A 22,008-nucleotide genomic window follows, 5' to 3' on the forward strand; every position below is an offset into this window, starting at 1 on the left:
TGAGCTGATAAACCGGGGCTTATGGCTGGACGAATTCCACGCATATTTATCAATGACTTGCTGGCTCGCACGGACATCGTGGATCTGATTGATGCCCGTGTGAAGCTGAAAAAGCAGGGAAAGAACTATCACGCGTGTTGTCCCTTCCATAATGAAAAAACCCCCTCTTTCACCGTTAATGGTGAAAAACAGTTCTACCACTGTTTCGGCTGCGGTGCGCACGGTAATGCTATTGATTTCCTGATGAATTACGATCGTCTGGAATTCGTGGAAAGTATTGAAGAGCTGGCCACACTCTACGGACTGGAAGTGCCGTATGAGAGCGGAAGTGGCCCCAGCCAACTGGAACGCCATCAACGCCAGAGTCTTTATCAGCTGATGGATGGATTAAGTCGCTTTTACCAGCAGGCTCTGAAGCAGCAACAGGCCTCTGCTGCACGTGATTATCTGCAAAAACGTGGATTGAGCGACGAGGTGACTGAACATTTTTCGATTGGCTTCGCGCCTGCGGGATGGGATAACGCCCTGAAGCAGTTTGGCAGCAATCAGGACGACAGACAGTCGTTGATTGATGCCGGCATGCTGGTCACTAACGACCAGGGACGTAGTTACGATCGCTTCCGTGAGCGGGTCATGTTCCCGATTCACGACAAGCGTGGCCGGGTAATTGGTTTTGGTGGACGTGTTCTTGGCGATGCACTGCCAAAATATCTGAACTCACCAGAAACCGACATTTTTCATAAGGGGCGTCAGCTGTATGGCCTTTATGAAGCACAAAAGAAACATCCTGAACCGGCAAAGCTGTTAGTGGTCGAAGGCTACATGGATGTGGTTGCACTGGCACAGTTTGGCATTGATTATGCGGTTGCGTCACTGGGAACCTCGACGACCCCTGAACACATTCAGCTTCTTTTCCGTACGACAAATAACGTGATTTGTTGCTATGACGGTGACAGAGCTGGCCGAGAAGCCGCATGGCGTGCTCTGGAAACCGCATTGCCTTACATGAATGATGGTCGTCAGCTACGCTTTATGTTTCTGCCGGACGGCGAAGACCCGGATACGCTGGTACGTAAAGAAGGGAAAGACGCATTTGAAAGCCGAATGGAGAAAGCCATTCCACTTTCTTCTTTCCTGTATGACACGCTGCTGCCTCAGGTTGACCTGAGTACGCCTGATGGACGTGCACAGTTGACGACGCTGGCACTGCCGTTGCTCAGCCAGGTACCGGGAGAGACATTACGCATCTATTTGCGGCAGGTTTTGGGGGATAAACTGGGCATCCCGGACCATGTGCAATTAGAAAAACTGCTGCCAAAACAGGATGAGAGCGCGAAACCTTCCCAGCCCCCGCAGCTAAAGCGTACAACCATGCGTATACTGATTGGGTTGCTGATACAAAACCCTGATTTGGCGACAATGGTACCGTCGATGCAGGGATTGGAAAATTCAGACGTGGCAGGTTTTCCTCTGTTTGTAGAGTTAGTGGAGACATGCAACGCTCATCCTGGCCTGAAGACCGGACAGCTACTTGAGTTATATCGTGGAACAAAATTTAGCCAGAGTATTGAAACCCTGGCGACCTGGAACCACATGATAGTAGATGAAGAGGTTGAAACCATGTTCAAGGATTCGCTGGCCAGCATGTACGATGCAGCGTTGGAGCGACGGCTCGAAGAACTGATTGCCCGCGATCGCACACATGTACTGAACGCGGAAGAACGCCGGGAATTTTGGACCCTGAGTCAGGCGTTGAAGAAACAGTAACCGTTAGCAGCTTAAACAACGGTCAGTAGCTGGTTTGATACCCTGTCAGAGCCTGTAGTTTAGCGCTGACAGACAACAGAAATGACGGACGCAATCAGCGCCAACCGTTTTTTGTGCGCACAGTCTGCATGAACCGCAGTGTAGATAAGTACCTAAGGATTCAGCGCAGGGCGCAAACAAAACATGGTCTGATATGAGAGTCATGAACAGAATATCCGCGGCTTAAGTGCCGACTATCCGTCAGGTAGAGCCTGGCAGCCGCCATGATGGGCAGCGGCAATAATCAAATGCCCTCACTGTTATTGTTGGCTGCTTAGCCGACCGACACCAATCTAATTTAACAGAAGTGTGGATACCGTCTTATGGAGCAAAACCCGCAGTCACAGCTGAAGCTGCTTGTCACCCGTGGTAAGGAGCAAGGCTATCTGACCTATGCTGAGGTCAATGACCATCTGCCGGAAGATATCGTCGACTCCGATCAGATCGAAGACATCATCCAGATGATTAACGACATGGGCATACAGGTTGTGGAAGAAGCACCTGATGCCGATGATCTGATGCTGAATGAAAACACCAGTGATACGGACGAAGATGCTGCCGAAGCGGCTGCTCAAGTGTTATCCAGCGTTGAATCGGAAATTGGACGTACCACCGACCCGGTGCGCATGTACATGCGTGAAATGGGTACCGTTGAACTGTTGACGCGCGAAGGTGAAATCGACATCGCCAAACGCATTGAAGACGGGATTAACCAGGTACAGTGTTCCGTTGCTGAATACCCTGAAGCTATTACCTATTTACTTGAGCAGTATGATCGTGTCGAAGCGGGCGAAGCCCGGCTGTCCGATATGATTACTGGTTTTGTTGATCCAAACGCTGAAGAAGAGATGGCGCCTACGGCAACGCACGTGGGCTCTGAGCTGTCTGAAGAGGAGCGCGACGACGACGACGATGAAGACGAAGATTCTGACGATGACAGTTCTGACGATGATAACAGTATCGATCCTGAACTGGCTCGTGAGAAGTTTAACGATCTGCGTGTGCAGTACGAAAAAACCCGTACGGTGATCAAAGCCAAAGGTCGCAGTCATGCGGATGCCGTTAGCGAAATCCAGAATCTGTCCGACGTCTTCAAACAGTTCCGACTGGTGCCAAAGCAGTTCGATTATCTGGTTAACAATATGCGTACCATGATGGATCGTGTCCGTACTCAGGAACGCATCATCATGAAACTGTGTGTTGAAATTTGTAAGATGCCGAAGAAAAACTTCATTACCCTGTTCACCGGTAATGAAACCAGTGAAACCTGGTTCAAAGCGGCACTTGCCATGAATAAACCCTGGTCCGAAAAACTGAAAGAAGTGACGGAAGACGTACAGCGTAGTCTGACGAAACTGTTACAGATTGAGGAAGAAACTGGCCTGACTATTGAGCAGGTTAAAGATATCAACCGCCGTATGTCCATTGGCGAAGCGAAAGCACGCCGGGCGAAAAAAGAGATGGTTGAAGCAAACCTGCGTCTGGTTATTTCCATTGCCAAGAAATACACCAACCGCGGTTTACAGTTCCTCGATTTGATCCAGGAAGGCAACATCGGTCTGATGAAAGCCGTTGATAAGTTCGAATACCGCCGTGGTTACAAGTTCTCAACTTATGCCACCTGGTGGATCCGTCAGGCCATCACCCGTTCGATTGCTGACCAGGCGCGAACCATCCGTATTCCGGTGCATATGATTGAGACCATCAACAAGCTCAACCGTATTTCCCGCCAGATGCTGCAGGAAATGGGGCGTGAACCGACGCCGGAAGAACTGGCCGAACGGATGTTAATGCCGGAAGATAAGATCCGCAAGGTGTTGAAAATTGCCAAGGAACCGATCTCTATGGAGACGCCAATTGGTGATGACGAAGATTCTCATCTGGGCGATTTTATTGAGGACACCACGCTGGAGCTGCCGCTGGACTCGGCCACCTCTGAGAGCCTTCGTTCAGCCACCCATGACGTGCTGGCGGGTCTGACCGCGCGCGAAGCAAAAGTGCTGCGCATGCGTTTCGGTATCGATATGAACACCGACCACACGCTGGAAGAAGTTGGCAAACAGTTTGACGTTACCCGTGAGCGTATCCGTCAGATTGAGGCGAAAGCGCTGCGTAAGCTGCGCCACCCAAGCCGCTCTGAAGTGCTGCGTAGTTTCCTGGACGATTAATCCCGGCCCGGTTCCTGCTCGCTGAAAGCCCCTGTATACAGGGGCTTTTTTATGCGCAAATAACCCCCCCCCTGTGGAGGGGGTCAGCAACAAATTGGCTCTGCCAGTAATGCTGCACATGGGAAAATCCGAATCTGTTATCCCCATAACCGATAAGGATTTAACCATAAACAGATTCCAGAAAGCATCGCATGTGCTGTGGTGCTGTCAATATCACATCGTATGGACACTCAGATACGGGTTCCGCATTCTGAGGAATAATCCAGCCAGGGAGGTTTACAGGCAGATAAGGATTTCGAATGAACAACTCAGGATAGACGTGGTGGAGCTGGATCATGTTCACTTGCTGATAAAAGTCCCGCCGCGACGTTTAATTTCGCATGTCACTGGTCATTTAAAAGGTAAAACGGCTGTTCAGTAAATTCCCGTATCGGAGAAAAAATAAATTATGGGGAAACCACTTCTGGGCACGAGGCTACTGCGTAGAAACCGTTGGTACAGACGAAGAGATGAGCAGGAAACAGGTGAAGTATCAGGAAAAGCATCAACAGGAAGAAAGCCAGCTTCGTTTAAAAGAAGTCTGAGCGAAAGCTCTCAGAGTCAGAACTAAGTACGCCCCCGTGGGGCGTAATCAATACCATCTGCTATGCAGGTGGATTTTTATGTCGGATGCGTGCCACAGGCATCTTCTGTCTGCGAATACAATAATCTATCGGCCTGTATCACAGCCCGCGCATCGCTAACGCCGTGTCCAGCTCACGGTATGATTCGGTTAATTTCTCCTGGGAAGCACGATTAAGGCCGCTGGGATTTGGCAGCACCCAGACCTCTGTTTTCCCCACCGTTTGCGGCTGCTTACCCCACTCTGCTTTAGTCACCCGGAACGCCTGTCTAAACGCCTGCTTACCCAATACAGCCAACACATCCGGCTGATAATGCAACATTTTATGCAGTAAGGCTTTACCACCATCGCGCAATTCCAGCCCGGACAACTCCGTCGCCTCTTTGGTTGGCCGCTCCACCAACATGGTGATACCACAACGTGTATCCAGCAATTGCATCTCTTCTTCCGGTTTCAGTTGTTTGCTGGTAAAACCGGCCTGCCAGATCGTTTTCCAGAAACGGTTACCCGGATGCGCAAAATGAAAACCCATATGGGCAGAAGACTTACCGGGATTAATACCGCAAAACACTACCCGCAATCCCGGCGCAAGAATATCGGTGATGTTATGTTCTTCTGATTCATGCTGATACATTTTCTGCTCTCCCGACAATAAGCAAGCGTTGCCCTGTCAATCCGGTGTAGGTGGTTATCGTGGCTGAAAAGCGTCCCGCAGCCAGTGGATAAAACCTCTGACGGCCCGCGGCACCTGAGCTGACCACGGACGTACTACATAAAGCGCACTGGCAAACGTGCCGACAGTCTGCCACTCAGCCAACAGTTCGACCAGATGCCCGTCACGTAACGCACTTTGCGCACTGAAATCAGGTAGCATGGCAATTCCCAGCCCCTGCAACGCTGCATCCCTGAGAGATTCACTGTTATTGGTGGAAAATGGCCCGGTGACATGCACGGTAACTATTTGCTGTTCTTTTCTGAACGTCCAACACGGTGTTTCCACCCCGCGTGGATAATAAAGACAGTGATGCTCCCCCAGTGCCTGGGGCGTTTGTGGACAGCCATGTATCGCCAGATACTCTGGTGAGGCCACCAGCAACGCACGGGTGGCGCACAGTGGCTGAACCACATGTGTATCCGGTAACGTTTCACTGTGACGAATGGCTAAATCAAACCCTTCAGCGGCGAGAGAGACAAGTCGGTCAGAGACCTCCAGCTGTACATGGACCTGTGGATTCTCACGCAGGAATGCGGTCATATGCGGTACCAGCTGCTGACGGGAGAATGCCACAGGTGCCGTAACGCGCACCCGTCCACGCAAAGGCCCGGAGGAATCTCTGATACTGGAAAAGCTCTGTTCAATATGCGCAAACGGTGCACGAAGTTCCTCTACCAGTTTTTCCCCGGCGCTGGTCAGTCTTACGATGCGGGTGGTGCGCGTCACCAGCGGAACACCTGCCTGTTGCTCCAGCTCTTTGATCTTCTGACTCATGGCCGACTTGCTCACTGCAAGCCGTTCGGCGGCACGCGTGAAACTCCCCTGCTCCGCCAGAACGGTCAGCCAGTGCAAATGTATCCACAACGCCCCGGTACTCACATCCCTCATCATGATTGTTCACTATGGTAAATAATAAGTTCAAGTATAGCGCTTTTTCACAGTGGACTCTTTGGCTAAAGTAAGCACCAGGAATGAGATAACCATTGGCGGCCGACGCCTGGCCAACATCAACCACACCAGCAATAAAGCGTTGGTACTTCGCCAGTGGTCACTTTCCTGCCTGAAATATAGTTTGCTGTAACAGCCAGTTATAGCAATCCCATAATCTGATACGCGGAGAAAATGAATGCCGTTACTCCAGTTTGATGTTATTGAAGGACGTTGTGAATCAGAGCTGAAAACCCTTCTGGATGCTGCTCACCGTGCGGTGCTGAAAGCGTTCAATGTGCCTGAAAGAGATCGCTATCAGATTGTTCATGAAAACAAACCTCATCATATGATTTTTGAGGATACCGGCCTCGGGCTGAAGCGCACTCACCATCTGGTTATGGTCAGGGTATTTACCAGCCCACGGAGCGACGAGCAGAAACAGCTATTTATGGCAGAACTGTGCCGTGAGCTGAAGGAAAATTGTAATATTGCCGGGAGTGATTTGATGATTAGTTTTATCACCAACGGTAAAGGCGACTGGAGCTTTGGCAACGGCGTGGCGCAATACATCACCGGTGAACTGTAAGCAGTGGGCGTGGTGATGCTGTTGTTACCCGCGAAGCCACGCATAAAATTAAAACAATATTAGCCAAAAAACCTATTGAGGATGGCATAAGCCACTGGGGATGACGAGCCGATTGCGAAAAGGCAACAGAAGATATAATTGATTCTCCCTGATGAGAGAGGCCAGATGAAAATGTGTGCTGCAAATCTGAATAATAATTAATCACGTAATATCACTATCGCACTTCATTAATTTAACTTCACATTAATCACTGGCATAAAGCATTCAAACTCTTATCCCAGGTTACCGCTTTGCCTTTTTGCCGGTATTACCCTGTCGCTAATACTGTGTTCACCTAAAATTCAATAAACCTTCAACAAAATGCAGTAAAACCGACCTGTACCCCGTCAGCCCTTTCCCGCCTCAGCATTGCCAGAGAGAATTCGCTACGCTAAATTGATCCGCCGATCGCAGATCGGACCATCGCCAGATACGGCCAGGGATCGTGCCATACAAGGATTAAAGATACACAATGAGTTCCGAATTACTTTCACTGATACTGTTTATCGCTTCAGTCGTGCTTTACAGCTGCAAGGCTGGCAGAAACAGACTGTGGTTTGCAGCTATTTTGCTGTTTCTGGGCATTTATATTCTGCTTAATGCCTCCATGCTGGCGAGCAATTATTTTACCGGAGAAGGGATCAATGACGCGGTAATTTATACTATCACCAGCAGCCTGAATGGTGCAGGCGTCGGGAAATATCTCCTGCCGGGCATCGGGCTGATTGTTACTATGGCGTTATTGTTTGGCGTGCTTTCATGGGTTTTACGCCTGCGTAAAAGGCCCCATCACAGCAAAATATACAGCCTGATGGCGGTCATACTGGCTATCGCTTCGATCAAAACCACACCGGCTTATCAGCAGGTGACAGACCTGATCAAATCACAGGTAGGTAAAGGTAATTCAGACTTCTACAGCCACTATAAAGTGCCAGGTAAGCAAATTGGCGGCAACAAGCCCAATCTGGTTTACATTTATGCTGAAAGTCTGGAACGCACCTATTTCGATGAGAAGGCCTTTCCGGGCCTCGCGCCGGAACTGAGTAACATCAAGAACAATTCGCTGGACTTCAGCAATACTGAACAACTGCCCGGCACCGAATATACCATCGCAGGGATGGTGGCATCACAATGTGGTATCCCTTTATTCGCCCCATTCGACGGTAATGCCTCCAGTTCACTGTCGACCTTTTACCCGCAAAATATCTGCCTGGGTGACATCCTGAAATTCTCTGGTTATCAAAATTATTTCTATCAGGGTGCCAGTCTGAACTTTGCGGGTAAAGATATTTTCCTCTCTTCTCATGGCTTCGATCCCGACCATCTTTATGGATTTAACGAGCTGAAAAGTGTCGTCAAAGATGCAAGCTATCGCAATGACTGGGGCTGGTATGATGACACGCTGCTGGACGTGGTTTTTGACAAGTATCTGGAACTGGCCCGGCTTAACCGTCCTTTCTCACTGTTTGCCCTGACCGTGGATACGCATCATCCTGACGGTTTTATTTCCCGCAGTTGCCAGCGTCAGAGCTGGCCATATGCAGGCAAACCGAATAAATCCTTTGCCGCCGTGGCATGCAGTCAGGAGCATATCGCCCGGCTTATCGAACGTATTCGCGCTACGCCGTACTTTAAAAACACCATTATTGTGGTCAGCTCCGATCATCTGGCGATGAACAATACCGCATGGAAATATCTCAACCAGCACGAGCGTCGCGATCTGTTCTTTATGGTGCGCGGCGATGCCCCCTCCGGTAAGGTTATCCCGGTCAGGCGCAGCACACTGGATAATGGGGCTACTGTACTGGATGCCATGGGCGGCGATAACTTCATCGGCCTGGGACGCAGCAGCCTGTCGACCATCTCGCTGGCTACCACCTATCTGAATCTGAAAGAAAAAATGATCGAGTGGAAGCCAGACATCATCAAATTGTGGAATTTCCCCAAAACCATCTCTGATTACCATATCGACACGGTAAAAAACACCTTCACCTTCTCCGGCGTCCATTTTAAGCTGCCGCTGCTTCTGTCGGTCACAGCAAATAAAATAGAGCCGAAGTTTGATGTTTACCTTGCCACACCGCTCAAGCAGCAGCTGGCAAAATTTGCCGCAGATGAAAAATTTGTCTGGATCGATCGCTGCTTCAAAATGGGCAGTATCTGGGATAAAGGGCTGGAGCTTAACAGCAATTTATGCGTGGCCGATGGGACGCTCAACTCTCCACCGACCATTACCCAGATAACATCCGGCTCTGGCAGCGGGCGCGTTTCCTTCCGGCAAACCGGCGACCAGAGTGACGGGCAATATCAACATACCGTCACCCGCCTGAAGATCGCCGATGATGATTTGAAATACAGCGCTGACGGCATTCTTTTTGCCCTTCCGGGCTTGCCTGAAGAGGTGCAGAAGGTATCCGGCCTGTCATATATCGACCCCTGGGGCGGACGCTGGTCGGATGCCAATCTGCAACCACAGGTCAGTATCCGCTATCGTGAACCATTGCCCACCTCATTTGATCTGGAACTGAGCGCACGCGCATTTGGTGACAACAGCCAGCAACCGTTTACGGTGAAAGCTGGTAACATCACACAGCAGTTCAGCCTGAGTCATACCGATAGCACAATCAGATTGCATTTCAGTCTTGCAGAGCCAACTGACACAATAGATATTCAGCCACCCAAACCACAGGAAACCGCCGAAGGAGCGATTGACGGCTTCAAAGCCCGCAAGCTGGGTATTGGCCTGAAAAGTCTGAAAATTATTCCCCGTCCCTGATGCCTCTGCCCCGGCATCTTATGTCGGGGCAAGCCCTAAAAAACCATTTTCTCCAGGTCTAACTGGCGGGCAGATGCTGTGCATGTGCAGTGTCAACATGGAAAGTAACACAGTCCCGACAGGACAGATTCCATTCATTCGCTGGCCGTTGATGTTTTACTTCCGTTCCATTCAGATCTTCACAATTTATTCGATAACGTGTTGAAAATAGCATCAAGTTTTTACTTTTGTGGCCGATGTAATTGTCATAAACCCGTATAAAAATCTGGCCCACTTACTTTAATGATAAGTTTCAATCCACCAGCAGGGAATAACAAATATGCTATCTGTCAAAAATATGAGAGTCGGCACACGGCTCGGTGCTGCTTTTAGTCTGATCATCCTGTTGCTGATTATCGTCAGCATCACAGCCATAATCAAAACACGTCACATTAACGAAATGGTTGATAGCATGGTCAATGACCGCTATCAGAAAGTCCGGCTGGCTTTTGCCGTGCGCGATGGCATCAACGATCAAATTAAATATTTACGCGGCATGGTGATTGATACCTCGCGGCCACAGAACAATATCCAGCGTCTGGGACTGCTAAACGGCGCGGCCGAAAAAACCAATAAGCTGATTGAGGAAATCGTCCAGCGGCAGTCAACTGAAACTGGCAAACAGAAAATTCAGGCGCTGAAAGAGGCAGCGCAGGCTTTTGAAGCCTCAAAAATTGAGCTGGTGAAGCTGATACAGGCAGGTGACGAAAATATTGCGGCTGAGTACGCATTAAAAAAAATCACCCTGACACAGGGCGTTTATCTGGATACCGCAGTAAAATTTGCAGACTCGCAGTCACAGCAGTTGCAAACAGAGGGGGACAAAGCGCTTACTGATGGTTCGGACGCTATCCGGGTTACCCTGTTCTTCTCCTCCCTTGCCGTACTCGCAGCCATTATTTTGGCTTTTTTCCTGACAAAATCGGTCGTGCGGCCCCTGCGTGAAGCAGTGAAAATTGCCGGAAACGTGGCGGCTGGCGACCTTCGTACTGCAATCAACGTCACGTCCTCTGACGAAACCGGTCAGTTAATGCGGGCGCTAAAGAATATGAATGACAATCTGCTACGGATTGTCACGGAGGTACGCTCAGGTTCTGACCTTATCACTACCGCCTCCGGTGAAATTTCCACAGGTAATATCGATCTCTCATCACGCACCGGGCAGCAGGCCAGCTCGCTGGAGGAGACGGCATCAGCAATGGAACAGATGACCGCCACCGTTAAGCAAAATGCAGATAACGCCCGGCAGGCCAACGAGCTGGCAGCGCTGGCATCCGGTGTGGCACTGCAAAGCGGAGCAGCAGTGAAGCAGGTGGTCAGTACCATGGAGCTGATTAACGGTTCGTCAAAGAAAATTGTCGATATCATCAGCGTAATTGACAGTATTGCTTTTCAGACCAATATCCTGGCACTGAACGCCGCAGTGGAAGCCGCCCGTGCAGGTGAACAGGGCCGTGGTTTCGCCGTGGTCGCCTCCGAGGTACGCAACCTCGCCCAGCGCTCTGCCTCCGCTGCGAAAGAGATTGCACAATTGATTCAGGATTCCGTGGCAAGGGTAGACGAAGGCGGCAGGCAGGTTGCCGTTGCAGGAACCACCATGGAAGAGGTGCTTAGCACTGTAAAGAGCGTGACGGAAATCATGGGTGAGATCTCCGTTGCCAGCAATGAACAGAGCGCCGGCATTGCAGAAATTAATATGGCCATTACCCAGATGGATCGGGTTACTCAGCAGAACGCGTCGCTGGTCAATCATTCGGCCGCTGCCGCACATTCACTGCAGGAGCAGGCCATACAGCTTTCCAGGGTTATCAGCGTGTTCAAAGTGGGTGAGCAAACACAGCCTGAAAACCGCGCGCTGAGTGTCTGACAGAGATTACCTTAATCCGTAACAATTCAGCGCCTGTCCACCTGCCACAATACGCATAGCCAGCATGGCCCCGAATGACGCAGCAGTACCGCAGGATACAGCGGTCGGGGCCAAAACAGCATACCAAGCGATCACGGTGGAACTGGTGCCGTACAGCCAGCCTGTACCGGTTTCTTTATCCGCCAGACCTTGATTGATTGTGTCGTTATCACCACCACCAGGGTGTCTGATGCGTTAACGGTAAAAAATCAAAGCGTGCCTGTTGAAGGCCACGTAAAACAGATTACTATACGGATACTTTTCTGCTCAGGCTGATGGAATTACCCACCTTGAAACCCTTTGTTCACCCATTGTTGGTACTGGTAGCTACGGTCTTCCCGTTGAGCAGCCTGGCTGCGAAGGTTGCCCCCGATCCATTGCTGGCATCCCAGATTGTTGATCGTTACGCACAGAATATTTTCTACAACACCAAAGCAACCGGCATGGCGATGGTGGCAATTGATGCCAATCAACGCGTTTTTGCCAGCATGGGGGCAGTGCGGCCTGGCAGCAGCGTCAGACCACAAAAGGACTCGGTTATCCGTATTGCCTCATTGACTAAGCTGATGACCAGCGAACTTTTGGTGAAGCTCGCTGAAAAGGGCGTGGTACGGCTGGATGATCCGTTGAGCAAATACGCGCCCCACGGAAGCGCTGTGCCAACCTATGCCGGACAAACCATTCGCCTGATAAATCTGGCTACGCACACCAGCGGTTTACCGCGTGAGCAGCCGGGTGGCAAAGCAAACCGCCCGGTGTTCGTCTGGCCTGGCTATAACCAACGCTGGAAATGGCTTAACAACGCACAGCTAAAAGCGGCCCCGGGAACTCAGGCAGCGTACTCCAATCTGGCCTTCGATCTGCTGGGCGATGCGCTCTCCCACGCCGCAGGTGTTTCTTATCCGGCGCTGCTTCAGCGTGAGATCACCCGCCCGCTGGGAATGAAAGACACGACCTTTACCCCTTCTCCCGATCAATGTTCCCGACTGATGGTGGCAGAGAAAGGAGCCAGTCCCTGTATGAACACCCTGGCAGCAATTGGTAGCGGTGGCATCTATTCAACGCCGGACGATATGGGTCGCTGGATGCAGCAGTTTCTCTCGTCGGACGTTTATACCCGTTCGCCTCAGGCTGACCGTATTCAGACGATGATTTATCAGCGCAGTCAGTTGACCAGGGTCGATGGGATGGATGTGCCGGGCAAGGCTTCAGCACTGGGTATGGGTTGGGTTTATATGGCTCCGCAAAATAACCGTCCCGGTATTATTCAGAAAACCGGCGGCGGCGGCGGCTTTATCACTTATATGGCAATGGTTCCGCAATACAGCGTCGGGGTATTTATTGTGGTGACACGCTCATCACAAACTCACTTTACCTCGATGAGTGATGGTGTAAACAATTTGCTGACTGAACTGATTGGTAATACGCCAGACAGCGCACAATTGGCCGCCAGTATTATGTCGAATTAAAATATTATCACCCGGTGATTAAGATGGTGTGCTCTCCGGGTGTTCACTTTTATGTTTTAACTGAATACGAATGGAATATGCGGTCGATAACAATAGGTTGTCGGACTGCATACATCCTCCTTTGGTAAAAAAAACACCGCCCGCCTTTTCCCGTGCATCTTCTCTTCAGGTATTTCCGGGACTGCATATTATCTTTCCTTTTTAGCGTAACGTCTCACCAACATACCCAACAAATAAGGCGCAGGCGAGCCTCCGCCGTGCGGCAACCGAAACATCGCCGTCAGTCAGATCGTGGCAAAAATCTATAAAACATGACCTTATCAACATCAGCAGTTCTGAAACCCCGCCCAAAACACGCTGTTGAGAAGGAGGTGCGTTTTACAACCCGTTATTCAACGCATTAAAAACAGACCGGTTAGCCCGACTGACGCAGTGGTGCGGTGATGCTCATAATTTTCCTGCTGAATCACTTCAAACTGATCTCTGTCAAGATAGCCATAATGATTCCTCCGCATATTTTCCGACGGTCAGAACAATTAAAAATGCAGCTTTCACTCCACAGGAGAACAAAATGCAACACCGTATGATACTGAACGAAACGTCATGGTTTGGTCCCGGTTCCATTTCTCAAATTGTAAATGAAATTTCCAAAAGAGGCCTGAAAAAAGCACTGCTGGTGACCGATAAAATATTGATTCAGGCGGGTGTCATTGAAAAAGTGACGGCGTTACTGGATAAGCATCAATTTCCCTACGTGATTTATGACGAGGTGGTGCCTAATCCCACTATTAACGTGGTAAAAAATGGCGTGGCAATGTTTAAAGCCTCACAGGCTGATTACCTGATCGCTATTGGCGGTGGTTCACCGCAGGATACAGCAAAAGCGATTGGTATTATTATCAATAACCCGGAATTTTCTGACGTACGCAGCCTGGAAGGCGTGGCAAACACCCAACACGCCAGTGTGCCTATTATCGCTATCCCGACAACCGCCGGCACCGCCGCTGAAGTGACGATCAATTATGTCATCACCGACGAGGAAAAACGCCGCAAATTTGTCTGTGTTGATCCACATGACATTCCCGTTGTGGCGATTATTGATGCTGAAATGATGGCAAGTATGCCGCCTTCCCTGAAAGCAGCAACCGGTATTGATGCGTTGACCCATGCGATTGAAGGCTATATCACCAAAGGCGCCTGGGAACTGACGGATGCGCTCCATCTGAAAGCGATTCAGATTATCAACCGCTCATTGCGCGCTTCCGTGGCTGGCGAAAGCCAGGGCGTTGAAGATATGGCGTTAGGACAATACATTGCCGGTATGGGCTTCTCCAACGTTGGCCTGGGACTGGTACATGGTATGGCGCATCCGCTGGGAGCCTTTTATAACGTACCGCACGGTGTAGCCAACGCCATTATTCTGCCCCACGTCATGGCATGGAATGCAGATTATACCGGCGAGAAGTATCGCGATATTGCCCGCGCAATGGGCGTTACCGGCGTATGTGGTAAATCGTTAAATGAGGTCAGAATCGCCGCCGTTGAAGCAGTGAAAAAACTTTCTGACGATGTTGGTATTCCTGCCAGGCTACGTGATGTGGGAATGAAAGAGGAAGATATTCCGGCCCTGGCGCAGGCCGCGCTTGATGACGTCTGCACCGGTGGTAATCCGCGTGAAGCCACACTGGCAGATATTCATGAGCTTTATCGCCAGCTTTATTAATATTCACCATGCAGGTGGCTTCGGCCCCTGCTTCGTTTCAGCACAGCCTGCGGCAATAAATCACCAGGCAGAGCACAACAGAATGATGAAGTTTAACGCCAGAAGCTCAAAACGTGCATGGAACTGAAGCAGGTATCTTTACACACAGGTTTCATCAATGTGCAACGTGTTGAAACGCGAAGGGTCAGGTCAATATCATCTCAGTCGCTTTTCCATGTCAGGCGCAGAACGCCATTGGCGGGGTCGACGTTCACATCACATTCGGCCAGTAACTCACGGTAGCTGATGCCATATTTACAGTACCGGCGTAGTGCCCACAGGATAATATCGCGGTGAACAGGTCGGTTTTTGAACAGATTAACCTGCCACTTCCACAGCCGAATGGCGGTATCACTTTCGCCCCGACAGAGACTTGCAACAGTGTCATTCAGATTATGTTGGTGCCGAACAGGTTAACTAAAGGAGGAACTTATGAAAAATACCATCATTGCCCTGTCAGTGCTTTTACTGGCCTCTCCGGTCTTCGCTGATACGATTAATCAGGCAACCGATGCTGCGGTTCTTGAGGCGCACAAAGGTGCCGATACCGCCAAAGAAAAACTGCATGAGACTGAAGATCAGGCCGCTGAACTGAAGCTAAAAGCCCAGCATGCTGCCGAAGGGGAAAGTGATTCGACAACCAGCAAAATTTCAGAAGGTAGCCAGAAAGCGTGGCACAAGACTAAACAGTTGACCGAGAAAACCTGGGATACAACCACGCGGGGTGTAGAAAGCCTCAAAAATAAAGTGACTGAGTAAAGCGACACAATGCAAAAAGGCCGGAGTGATCCGGCCTTATCAGGTTCATAGCCACCCTGTGGGCAATAAGCTGACAGGGGGTTTTATTATTGATGACATGGACAGGATAGCAACCAGCGACTGAATCTGGCATAAAAGCCCCGTAAGCCGGGGACTTTTATCAGATTCAGATGATGTAACATCATCGTGGTGCCGCTATTACGGTTTACCCGATACCGGCCAGATCCATGCGGGGCCATCATCAGTCACAATCAGTATTGCAAAACCAGAGAACAGAAATTTTTACGGCTCAAAGCGCCATATCGTGCTGTCCTTTCGCCGTAGCCTTTTGTTGTTCAACTGGCGCACTGGCTGGATTGCTGTCGTTCATCTGAATAACCGGTGGCTTTGCCAGTTGCAGGGTTGCTGCGGTGTTATCCCACACCTGCTGCGTCAATGCCACATTGCCATTCAGTTCCTGACCAAAGCTTGGAATGATTGCCTTGATCTTGCCCTGCCACTCTGGCGAACTGAACTGCTCCGGGAACAACTTTTTGATGACATTCAGAGTGATAGGTGCAGCGGTTGAGGCACCAGGCGATGCGCCAAGTAACGCAGCAACGGTTTTCTGTCGATCGGTAACCACCTCGGTGCCCAGCTTCAGTAATCCGCCTTTTTCTGCATCTTTTTTGATGATCTGCACACGCTGTCCTGCCTGAATCAGCTTCCAGTCTTCTTTACGGGCAGCAGGATAGTACTCTTTCAGTGCTGCAAAGCGATCGTCATCATTGAGCATAACCTGACCGATCAGATACTTAACCAAGTCAAAATTATCCATTCCCACATGGGTCATTGGCATAAAGTTGCTGGTTGTGGTGGTTTTCAGCAGGTCCATATAGGAACCGTTTTTCAGGAATTTGGTTGAGAATGTCGCAAAAGGACCAAACAGCACCACACGCTTCCCGTCAAGGAATCGCGCATCCAGATGCGGAACAGACATTGGCGGCGCACCGACCGAAGCCTGGCCATACACTTTTTCTAAATGCTGGCTGGTGATTGCCGGATTTTCAGTCACCAGGAAAGATCCACCCACCGGGAAACCGGCATAGTTATCCGCTTCAGGGATGCCGGTCTTCTGAAGGAGCTTCAGTGCGCCGCCACCTGCGCCGATAAAGACATATTTCGCATCTATCGCATGTTCTTTACCGTCTTTCACATCGCTAACGGTTACGTGCCATGAGTTATCGGGATTACGTTTGAAACCGGTAACTTCAGTGGACGTTTCCAGCGTAAAGTTATCATGTTTTTTCAGGCTGCCGATCAGCTGGCGGGTAATTTCGCCATAGTTAACATCGGTGCCGACAGGTGTCCAGGTCGCGGCAACCTTCTGCTGAGGATCGCGTCCATCCATGATAAGCGGTGCCCACTGTGCAATCTGCTTATGATCGGTGGAGAACTGCATCCCCTGGAACAGCGTGGTTTGCTGCAAAGCTTTATAACGTTTAGTCAGATAATCAACGTTCTTATCGCCCCACACGAAACTCATATGCGGAGTGGAGTTGATAAAAGAGTGCGGATCCTGCAACACGCCGCGCTGAACCTGTGCGGTCCAGAACTGGCGCGAGATCATAAAGGATTCGTTGATTTCCAGCGCTTTGCTGACATCAATTGAACCATCAGGACGTTCCGGCGTGTAGTTCAGTTCCATATTCGCAGAGTGCCCTGTCCCGGCGTTGTTCCAGCCGTTAGAGGATTCCAGCGCCACACCGTCCAGTTTTTCCACCATCAGCTGTTTCCAGCCGGGCTGAAGTTCCTGTAACCAGGTACCCAAAGAAGCGCTCATGATACCGCCGCCGATCAGCAGCACATCCGTTTTTTCCGTTGTACTTTCAGCGTGCGTAGGAGAGCAAACCAACAGCGCCGCAAGGGAAAGAGCTGGGGAAATTTTACTTAATTTATTCATTTTAAATGACATATATAAACAGTTTTATAAAGAATTAAATAATATATTAACAATCATGGCGCCCTGTTTCAAACTTACTAAAGTTACAAAAGCATCGCGGTGAATGAAAACGGGTCGATGAAATGACCCTGCATTTAATACGTTCAGGATCCAATAAAGACTTACAAAATAGCGGAGTATATCTCCACGGCATATCATGTCCCCACATTCTGATAAGTGTAATCAACCAGTTAGCAGATTTGACCATTTCTGAAAAATTTGCCGGCGTTGAATATAAAAATATTCAACCATGAAGTAACTGCGGTGTGTGGCGGAGGAAGGCTTCCGAGCAGCAGAACATTTACTTTCCAGTGAAAGCGCCAATGATTTTTTCGTGGATTACGACAGTATATGAAAAACATATCGTTGTACGGCTTCACTGCCGGTAAAAGCCCATTGCTTATCGGCTTCGCAGGACAACGGCGATGTCCTCAGAAGAGGTTATTCTGGCTGGCAGAGGCTTTTTAACGCCAGTATGACGGTATTGATGCCGATCTTCAGCACTGATTTTACCCGGCGATAGTGGATACAGGAATAAGTGAATAAACTATCAACCAGAGGTAGCCCACATTACAAATGTCCGTTTCAGCCGGTGAGCAGCACAGGTCTGAATTCTGCAATGAAGCCGTCAAACTTACTGAGCGTATTCAATAGTTGTTAACGAAGTTGTCACCCTTAATGAGTTTTCAGGCTGCTTTTTCTTTTCGCGCCAGCTCACGTTAAAGTTTTTTCTGTTTATCCTGTTGATTTAAATTATATTTAACCGAAAAAAACATCGTTATTCTGTTCGATAAAAGTCGGCTTCCGCGGTGTTATTTGCTGTGGACAACGCCTTTTGCAACATTACACCAGGTATACAGGATTGTGTCAGAAATCCCTTCCTGCTGAGCCAGCAAGGAGACGATCATCTTGTAAGGCAGCAATAATTTTGCCAATACCGCGGCTTTACGTTCTGGTGAATAACGTTTCATACCCCATTTAGATTTTCAATAGGGGACAACTATCCTGACAGAGGGGAATCAGCCACAACACCAAAACCAGAACGGGGAGCTGTTGACGGTAAAGCACGGCACACGCTTTATCACTAGCCCACTTTTGCCTACTCCTGGCATATTGAGGGTTGTCATAAAGTGCTCACCACTCTGCAAACGCAAGCGCTGTGATTCGCGTTCACAGGCAGCAACATCACTGACTGCCGATACTTCGCCAACAAACAACGCGTTACACAGCAATGACCTACCTGCCCATGTTTTGCCCTTAATGCCTGTCACTGGCTCATAGTGAATAAGCTGATTTATCTGCTACACAGTTCGCTCCGATACCCACTGTGGCGAACCAGAGAGCGAGTGTTGCAGCGACTGCAAACATTCTGATTTTTTCATCATTACCCCTCTGATATAAAAACAAAAACGGCAGAACCGTGAGGTTCTGCCGTTAATCGGGTATGTTCATAAGAATATCTGAAGATTTATACAATGCACACAGATACGGGTAAATGGCATAGCCTTCCTGCGTCCGCGAAGCCACTTACCGGCAAAGGCATCACTGGATCTGATACAGATACAGTCGTTAAGAACAAATTACGATAAAATCGCATCAACAGAGATGCCAGGAACCGAACACAGGATAAAAAATGACAAGCTTACAACAGCGTGCAGAACTCCACCGTCAAATCTGGGCCATCGCCAACGATGTCAGAGGCTCGGTAGATGGATGGGATTTTAAACAATATGTCCTTGGCGCGCTTTTTTACCGCTTTATCAGTGAAAACTTTTCCGGCTACATCGAAGCCGGTGATGACAGCGTCCACTATGCTGCATTGGATGACAGAATCATTACCGATGACATTAAAGACGACGCCATCAAAACCAAAGGTTACTTCATCTACCCAAGTCAGCTCTTCTGCAATATTGCCGCTAAAGCGAATACCAACGACAGGCTGAATGCTGATTTAAACAGCATCTTTGTCGCCATTGAAAGTTCCGCCTACGGTTATCCGTCTGAAGCTGACATCAAAGGCCTGTTTGCTGATTTTGACACCACCAGTAACCGTCTGGGTAACACCGTTAAAGACAAAAATAGCCGTCTGGCCGCCGTACTGAAAGGTGTTGAAGGTTTAAAACTGGGTAACTTTAATGACCACCAGATTGACCTGTTTGGTGATGCATACGAGTTCCTGATTTCTAACTATGCGGCAAATGCCGGTAAGTCTGGTGGAGAGTTCTTCACACCACAGCACGTTTCAAAACTGATTGCTCAACTTGCAATGCACGGGCAGACCCACGTTAACAAAATCTACGACCCGGCAGCCGGCTCTGGCTCTCTGCTGCTACAGGCTAAAAAGCAGTTTGATGACCACATTATTGAAGAAGGATTTTTCGGGCAGGAGATTAACCATACGACGTTCAACCTGGCGCGTATGAATATGTTTCTTCACAACATCAACTACGACAAATTTGATATCAAGCTGGGGAATACCCTGACAGAACCGCATTTCGGTAATGAGAAGCCGTTTGATGCCATTGTTTCGAACCCGCCGTATTCGGTGAAATGGATTGGCAGTGACGACCCGACGCTGATTAACGATGAGCGTTTTGCACCGGCAGGTGTGCTGGCTCCAAAATCAAAAGCTGACTTTGCGTTCGTGCTGCATGCGCTTAGCTACCTGTCCGCCAAAGGCCGTGCGGCGATAGTCTGCTTTCCGGGAATTTTCTACCGTGGTGGTGCTGAGCAAAAAATTCGCCAGTATCTGGTCGATAACAACTATGTTGAAACGGTGATTTCACTCGCACCAAATCTGTTCTTCGGCACCACCATTGCCGTTAATATTCTGGTGCTGTCAAAGCATAAAACAGATACCAGCGTGCAGTTTATTGATGCAAGCGGACTGTTTAAGAAAGAAACTAATAACAACATTCTCACCGATGCCCATATCGCTCAGATTATGCAGGTGTTTAGCAGCAAATCAGATGTTGACCATCTGGCGAAATCAGTGGAGTTAGAAAAGGTTGCCGCCAATAGCTATAACCTGTCGGTAAGCAGTTATGTCGAAGCCCAGGATACCCGCGAAATCATTGATATTGCGAAGCTGAATGCCGAACTGAAAACGACCGTCAGTAAAATCGAACAGTTACGCAAAGATATCGATGCGATTGTGGCTGAGATTGAAGGTAGTGAGGCGCAGGCATGAGCGAGTTGAGTTATCTGGAAAAGCTGTTAGATGGGGTTGATGTTGAGTGGGTGTCGCTGGGAGATATCGGCAATTTCATACGTGGCAATGGACTACAGAAAAAAGATTTCGTTGAAAGTGGGTTCCCAGCAATACATTATGGTCAGATTTATACAATGTATGGGTTATCAGCTGATAAAACATTTAATTACGTGTCGCCAGAGCTAGCCAATAAGCTGAGAAAGGCTCAAAAAAATGACTTATTGCTAGCAACAACATCAGAAAACGATGAGGATGTCGTAAAACCTTTAGCTTGGCTTGGTAACGAAGCTGCTATTTCCGGAGATATGATGTTATTTCGCCATCAGCAAAATGTTAAATATCTCGCCCACTTTTTCCGATCCGAAATATTTCAAACGCAAAAAATGAAATATATTACCGGGGCTAAAGTCCGTCGGGTTTCCAGTGCCGATTTAGCTAAATTTAAAACCCCAATTCCTTGCCCAAACGATCCGGGAAAGTCCTTTGTTATCCAGTCAGAAATCGTCCGGATTCTGGATAAATTTAACGCGCTTACCGCTGAGCTTACCGCTGAGCTTACCGCTGAGCTTACCATGCGTAAAAAACAGTACAACTTCTATCGCGACCAGTTGCTGAGTTTTGAGGAGGGTAAGGTTGAGTGGAAGACATTGGGAGATGAGGATTTATTTCACATCGGTTCTGGAGGTACACCATCAAAATCGAAACCAGAGTACTGGGATAATGGGACTATCCCATGGCTAAAATCAGAATCATGTAACAATGAACCTGTTCATGTAGCGAAAAATTTTATCAGCGAGTTAGGACTGAAGAAATCTAGTGCAAAACTTCTTCCGAAGAAAACCACTTTAATCGCGCTCGTTGGTGCAACCATATTTAAAACTGCATTTCTTGAATTCGAAGCAACAACAAATCAAAACATAGCCAGTATAAAATCCATAAAAGAAGGGTTTATCAATGATAAGTTCATATATTATTTTTTAACTAATTTATACGATAAACTTAAATCTGAAATGCGTAACTATGGAATGCTCAATCTGACAAATTTAAGGCAATTCCGAATCCCTGTTCCATCCATGGATCAACAAAAACGTATCGTTTCCATTCTGGATAAATTCGACACGCTAACTAACTCCATCACCGAAGGCCTTCCCCGCGAAATCGAACTTCGCCAAAAGCAGTACGAATATTATCGGGACATGCTGTTTAGCTTCCCGAAGCCGGAAGCAGCAGAGGCATGAC

Annotated in this window: 15 protein-coding genes and 3 pseudogenes; 12 read left to right on the forward strand and 6 right to left on the reverse strand. The window is 48.9% G+C overall.

The genetic code is table 11. The features are described 5' to 3' along the window. The first annotated feature begins 21 nt into the window (after positions 1-21). The 3 genes and pseudogenes from dnaG (at position 22) to tnpA (ending at position 4,558) form a co-directional block, all read left to right on the forward strand. Positions 22-1,767 carry a DNA primase gene (dnaG, locus tag EB241_RS09785; RefSeq protein ID WP_124232995.1) on the forward strand — a complete coding sequence of 582 codons (1,746 nt, stop codon included), beginning with the start codon at positions 22-24 and terminating at the stop codon, positions 1,765-1,767. 362 nt (positions 1,768-2,129) lie between these two features. Next, complete coding sequence (rpoD, locus tag EB241_RS09790) at positions 2,130-3,974, forward strand: RNA polymerase sigma factor RpoD (protein ID WP_124232996.1); 1,845 nt, start codon at positions 2,130-2,132, stop codon at positions 3,972-3,974. Between the two features lie 166 nt (positions 3,975-4,140). Beyond that, positions 4,141-4,558, forward strand: a pseudogene (gene tnpA, locus EB241_RS09795) (IS200/IS605 family transposase). A 138-nt stretch (positions 4,559-4,696) separates the two neighbouring features. Here the strand turns inward: tnpA and mug are convergent. Then, the gene (gene mug / locus EB241_RS09800; RefSeq protein ID WP_124232997.1) at positions 4,697-5,230 is read right to left on the reverse strand and encodes a G/U mismatch-specific DNA glycosylase; all 534 of its coding nucleotides are present in this window, start codon (positions 5,228-5,230) and stop codon (positions 4,697-4,699) included. A 54-nt stretch (positions 5,231-5,284) separates the two neighbouring features. Further along, positions 5,285-6,199: a LysR family transcriptional regulator gene (locus EB241_RS09805; RefSeq protein WP_124233022.1), complete on the reverse strand. Its 915-nt coding sequence runs from the start codon at positions 6,197-6,199 to the stop codon at positions 5,285-5,287. Positions 6,200-6,260: 61 nt separating this feature from the next. Here EB241_RS09805 and EB241_RS21785 point away from each other — a divergent pair, with 61 nt between their 5' ends. The 6 genes from EB241_RS21785 to fucO all read left to right on the forward strand — a co-directional run bounded on the left by EB241_RS21785 (position 6,261) and on the right by fucO (position 14,779). After that, on the forward strand, positions 6,261-6,392 hold the full coding sequence (locus EB241_RS21785; RefSeq protein ID WP_267436185.1) for a hypothetical protein: 132 nt from the start codon (positions 6,261-6,263) through the stop codon (positions 6,390-6,392). A 45-nt stretch (positions 6,393-6,437) separates the two neighbouring features. Then, the gene (locus EB241_RS09810) at positions 6,438-6,827 is read left to right on the forward strand and encodes a tautomerase family protein (RefSeq protein WP_124232998.1); all 390 of its coding nucleotides are present in this window, start codon (positions 6,438-6,440) and stop codon (positions 6,825-6,827) included. 511 nt (positions 6,828-7,338) lie between these two features. Further along, a complete protein-coding gene (gene opgB / locus EB241_RS09815; RefSeq protein ID WP_124232999.1) occupies positions 7,339-9,642 on the forward strand; it encodes a phosphatidylglycerol--membrane-oligosaccharide glycerophosphotransferase in 2,304 nt (767 codons plus the stop codon). Between the two features lie 319 nt (positions 9,643-9,961). Then, positions 9,962-11,548 (forward strand): methyl-accepting chemotaxis protein, encoded by a 1,587-nt coding sequence (locus EB241_RS09820; protein WP_124233000.1) that lies wholly within the window; start codon positions 9,962-9,964, stop codon positions 11,546-11,548. A gap of 314 nt (positions 11,549-11,862) precedes the next feature. Beyond that, positions 11,863-13,056, forward strand: a complete 1,194-nt coding sequence (gene ampH, locus EB241_RS09825; RefSeq protein WP_124233001.1) for a D-alanyl-D-alanine-carboxypeptidase/endopeptidase AmpH — start codon at positions 11,863-11,865, stop codon at positions 13,054-13,056. 571 nt (positions 13,057-13,627) lie between these two features. Next, positions 13,628-14,779, forward strand: coding sequence for a lactaldehyde reductase (fucO, locus tag EB241_RS09830; RefSeq protein ID WP_124233002.1), 1,152 nt, complete (start codon positions 13,628-13,630; stop codon positions 14,777-14,779). Positions 14,780-14,977: 198 nt separating this feature from the next. On the opposite strand, the pseudogene EB241_RS09835 reads toward fucO, so the two are convergent. After that, positions 14,978-15,156, reverse strand: a pseudogene (locus EB241_RS09835) (IS6 family transposase); the annotation flags it as partial. Positions 15,157-15,250: 94 nt separating this feature from the next. Between EB241_RS09835 and EB241_RS09840 the strand changes: the two are divergent. Further along, complete coding sequence (locus tag EB241_RS09840) at positions 15,251-15,577, forward strand: hypothetical protein (RefSeq protein ID WP_124233003.1); 327 nt, start codon at positions 15,251-15,253, stop codon at positions 15,575-15,577. 289 nt (positions 15,578-15,866) lie between these two features. Here the strand turns inward: EB241_RS09840 and mqo are convergent, their stop codons facing one another. The 3 genes and pseudogenes from mqo to EB241_RS21445 all read right to left on the reverse strand — a co-directional run. Further along, the gene (gene mqo, locus EB241_RS09845; RefSeq protein ID WP_124233004.1) at positions 15,867-17,519 is read right to left on the reverse strand and encodes a malate dehydrogenase (quinone); all 1,653 of its coding nucleotides are present in this window, start codon (positions 17,517-17,519) and stop codon (positions 15,867-15,869) included. A gap of 851 nt (positions 17,520-18,370) precedes the next feature. Continuing rightward, the gene (locus EB241_RS20930) at positions 18,371-18,529 is read right to left on the reverse strand and encodes a transposase (RefSeq protein WP_158612405.1); all 159 of its coding nucleotides are present in this window, start codon (positions 18,527-18,529) and stop codon (positions 18,371-18,373) included. 46 nt (positions 18,530-18,575) lie between these two features. Next, positions 18,576-18,940: pseudogene (locus tag EB241_RS21445) on the reverse strand (GTPase family protein); the annotation flags it as partial. 251 nt (positions 18,941-19,191) lie between these two features. Here EB241_RS21445 and EB241_RS09850 point away from each other — a divergent pair. After that, a complete protein-coding gene (locus EB241_RS09850) occupies positions 19,192-20,748 on the forward strand; it encodes a type I restriction-modification system subunit M (protein ID WP_124233005.1) in 1,557 nt (518 codons plus the stop codon). Beyond that, the gene (locus EB241_RS09855; protein ID WP_124233006.1) at positions 20,745-22,007 is read left to right on the forward strand and encodes a restriction endonuclease subunit S; all 1,263 of its coding nucleotides are present in this window, start codon (positions 20,745-20,747) and stop codon (positions 22,005-22,007) included. Before EB241_RS09850 ends, EB241_RS09855 begins: the two co-directional genes overlap by 4 nt. Position 22,008 lies beyond the last annotated feature (1 nt).

Source organism: Erwinia psidii (assembly GCF_003846135.1).
GTDB lineage: Bacteria > Pseudomonadota > Gammaproteobacteria > Enterobacterales > Enterobacteriaceae > Erwinia > Erwinia psidii.

Excerpts from the sequence above, each read along its gene's own strand:
- dnaG (WP_124232995.1), top strand. The coding sequence starts at position 22 with ATGGCTGGACGAATTCCACGCATATTTATCAATGACTTGCTGGCTCGC.
- rpoD (WP_124232996.1), top strand. The coding sequence starts at position 2,130 with ATGGAGCAAAACCCGCAGTCACAGCTGAAGCTGCTTGTCACCCGTGGT.
- mug (WP_124232997.1), bottom strand. The coding sequence starts at position 5,230 with ATGTATCAGCATGAATCAGAAGAACATAACATCACCGATATTCTTGCG.
- EB241_RS09805 (WP_124233022.1), bottom strand. The coding sequence starts at position 6,199 with ATGAGGGATGTGAGTACCGGGGCGTTGTGGATACATTTGCACTGGCTG.
- EB241_RS09810 (WP_124232998.1), top strand. The coding sequence starts at position 6,438 with ATGCCGTTACTCCAGTTTGATGTTATTGAAGGACGTTGTGAATCAGAG.
- opgB (WP_124232999.1), top strand. The coding sequence starts at position 7,339 with ATGAGTTCCGAATTACTTTCACTGATACTGTTTATCGCTTCAGTCGTG.
- EB241_RS09820 (WP_124233000.1), top strand. The coding sequence starts at position 9,962 with ATGCTATCTGTCAAAAATATGAGAGTCGGCACACGGCTCGGTGCTGCT.
- ampH (WP_124233001.1), top strand. The coding sequence starts at position 11,863 with ATGGAATTACCCACCTTGAAACCCTTTGTTCACCCATTGTTGGTACTG.
- fucO (WP_124233002.1), top strand. The coding sequence starts at position 13,628 with ATGCAACACCGTATGATACTGAACGAAACGTCATGGTTTGGTCCCGGT.
- EB241_RS09840 (WP_124233003.1), top strand. The coding sequence starts at position 15,251 with ATGAAAAATACCATCATTGCCCTGTCAGTGCTTTTACTGGCCTCTCCG.
- mqo (WP_124233004.1), bottom strand. The coding sequence starts at position 17,519 with ATGAATAAATTAAGTAAAATTTCCCCAGCTCTTTCCCTTGCGGCGCTG.
- EB241_RS20930 (WP_158612405.1), bottom strand. The coding sequence starts at position 18,529 with ATGAAACGTTATTCACCAGAACGTAAAGCCGCGGTATTGGCAAAATTA.
- EB241_RS09850 (WP_124233005.1), top strand. The coding sequence starts at position 19,192 with ATGACAAGCTTACAACAGCGTGCAGAACTCCACCGTCAAATCTGGGCC.
- EB241_RS09855 (WP_124233006.1), top strand. The coding sequence starts at position 20,745 with ATGAGCGAGTTGAGTTATCTGGAAAAGCTGTTAGATGGGGTTGATGTT.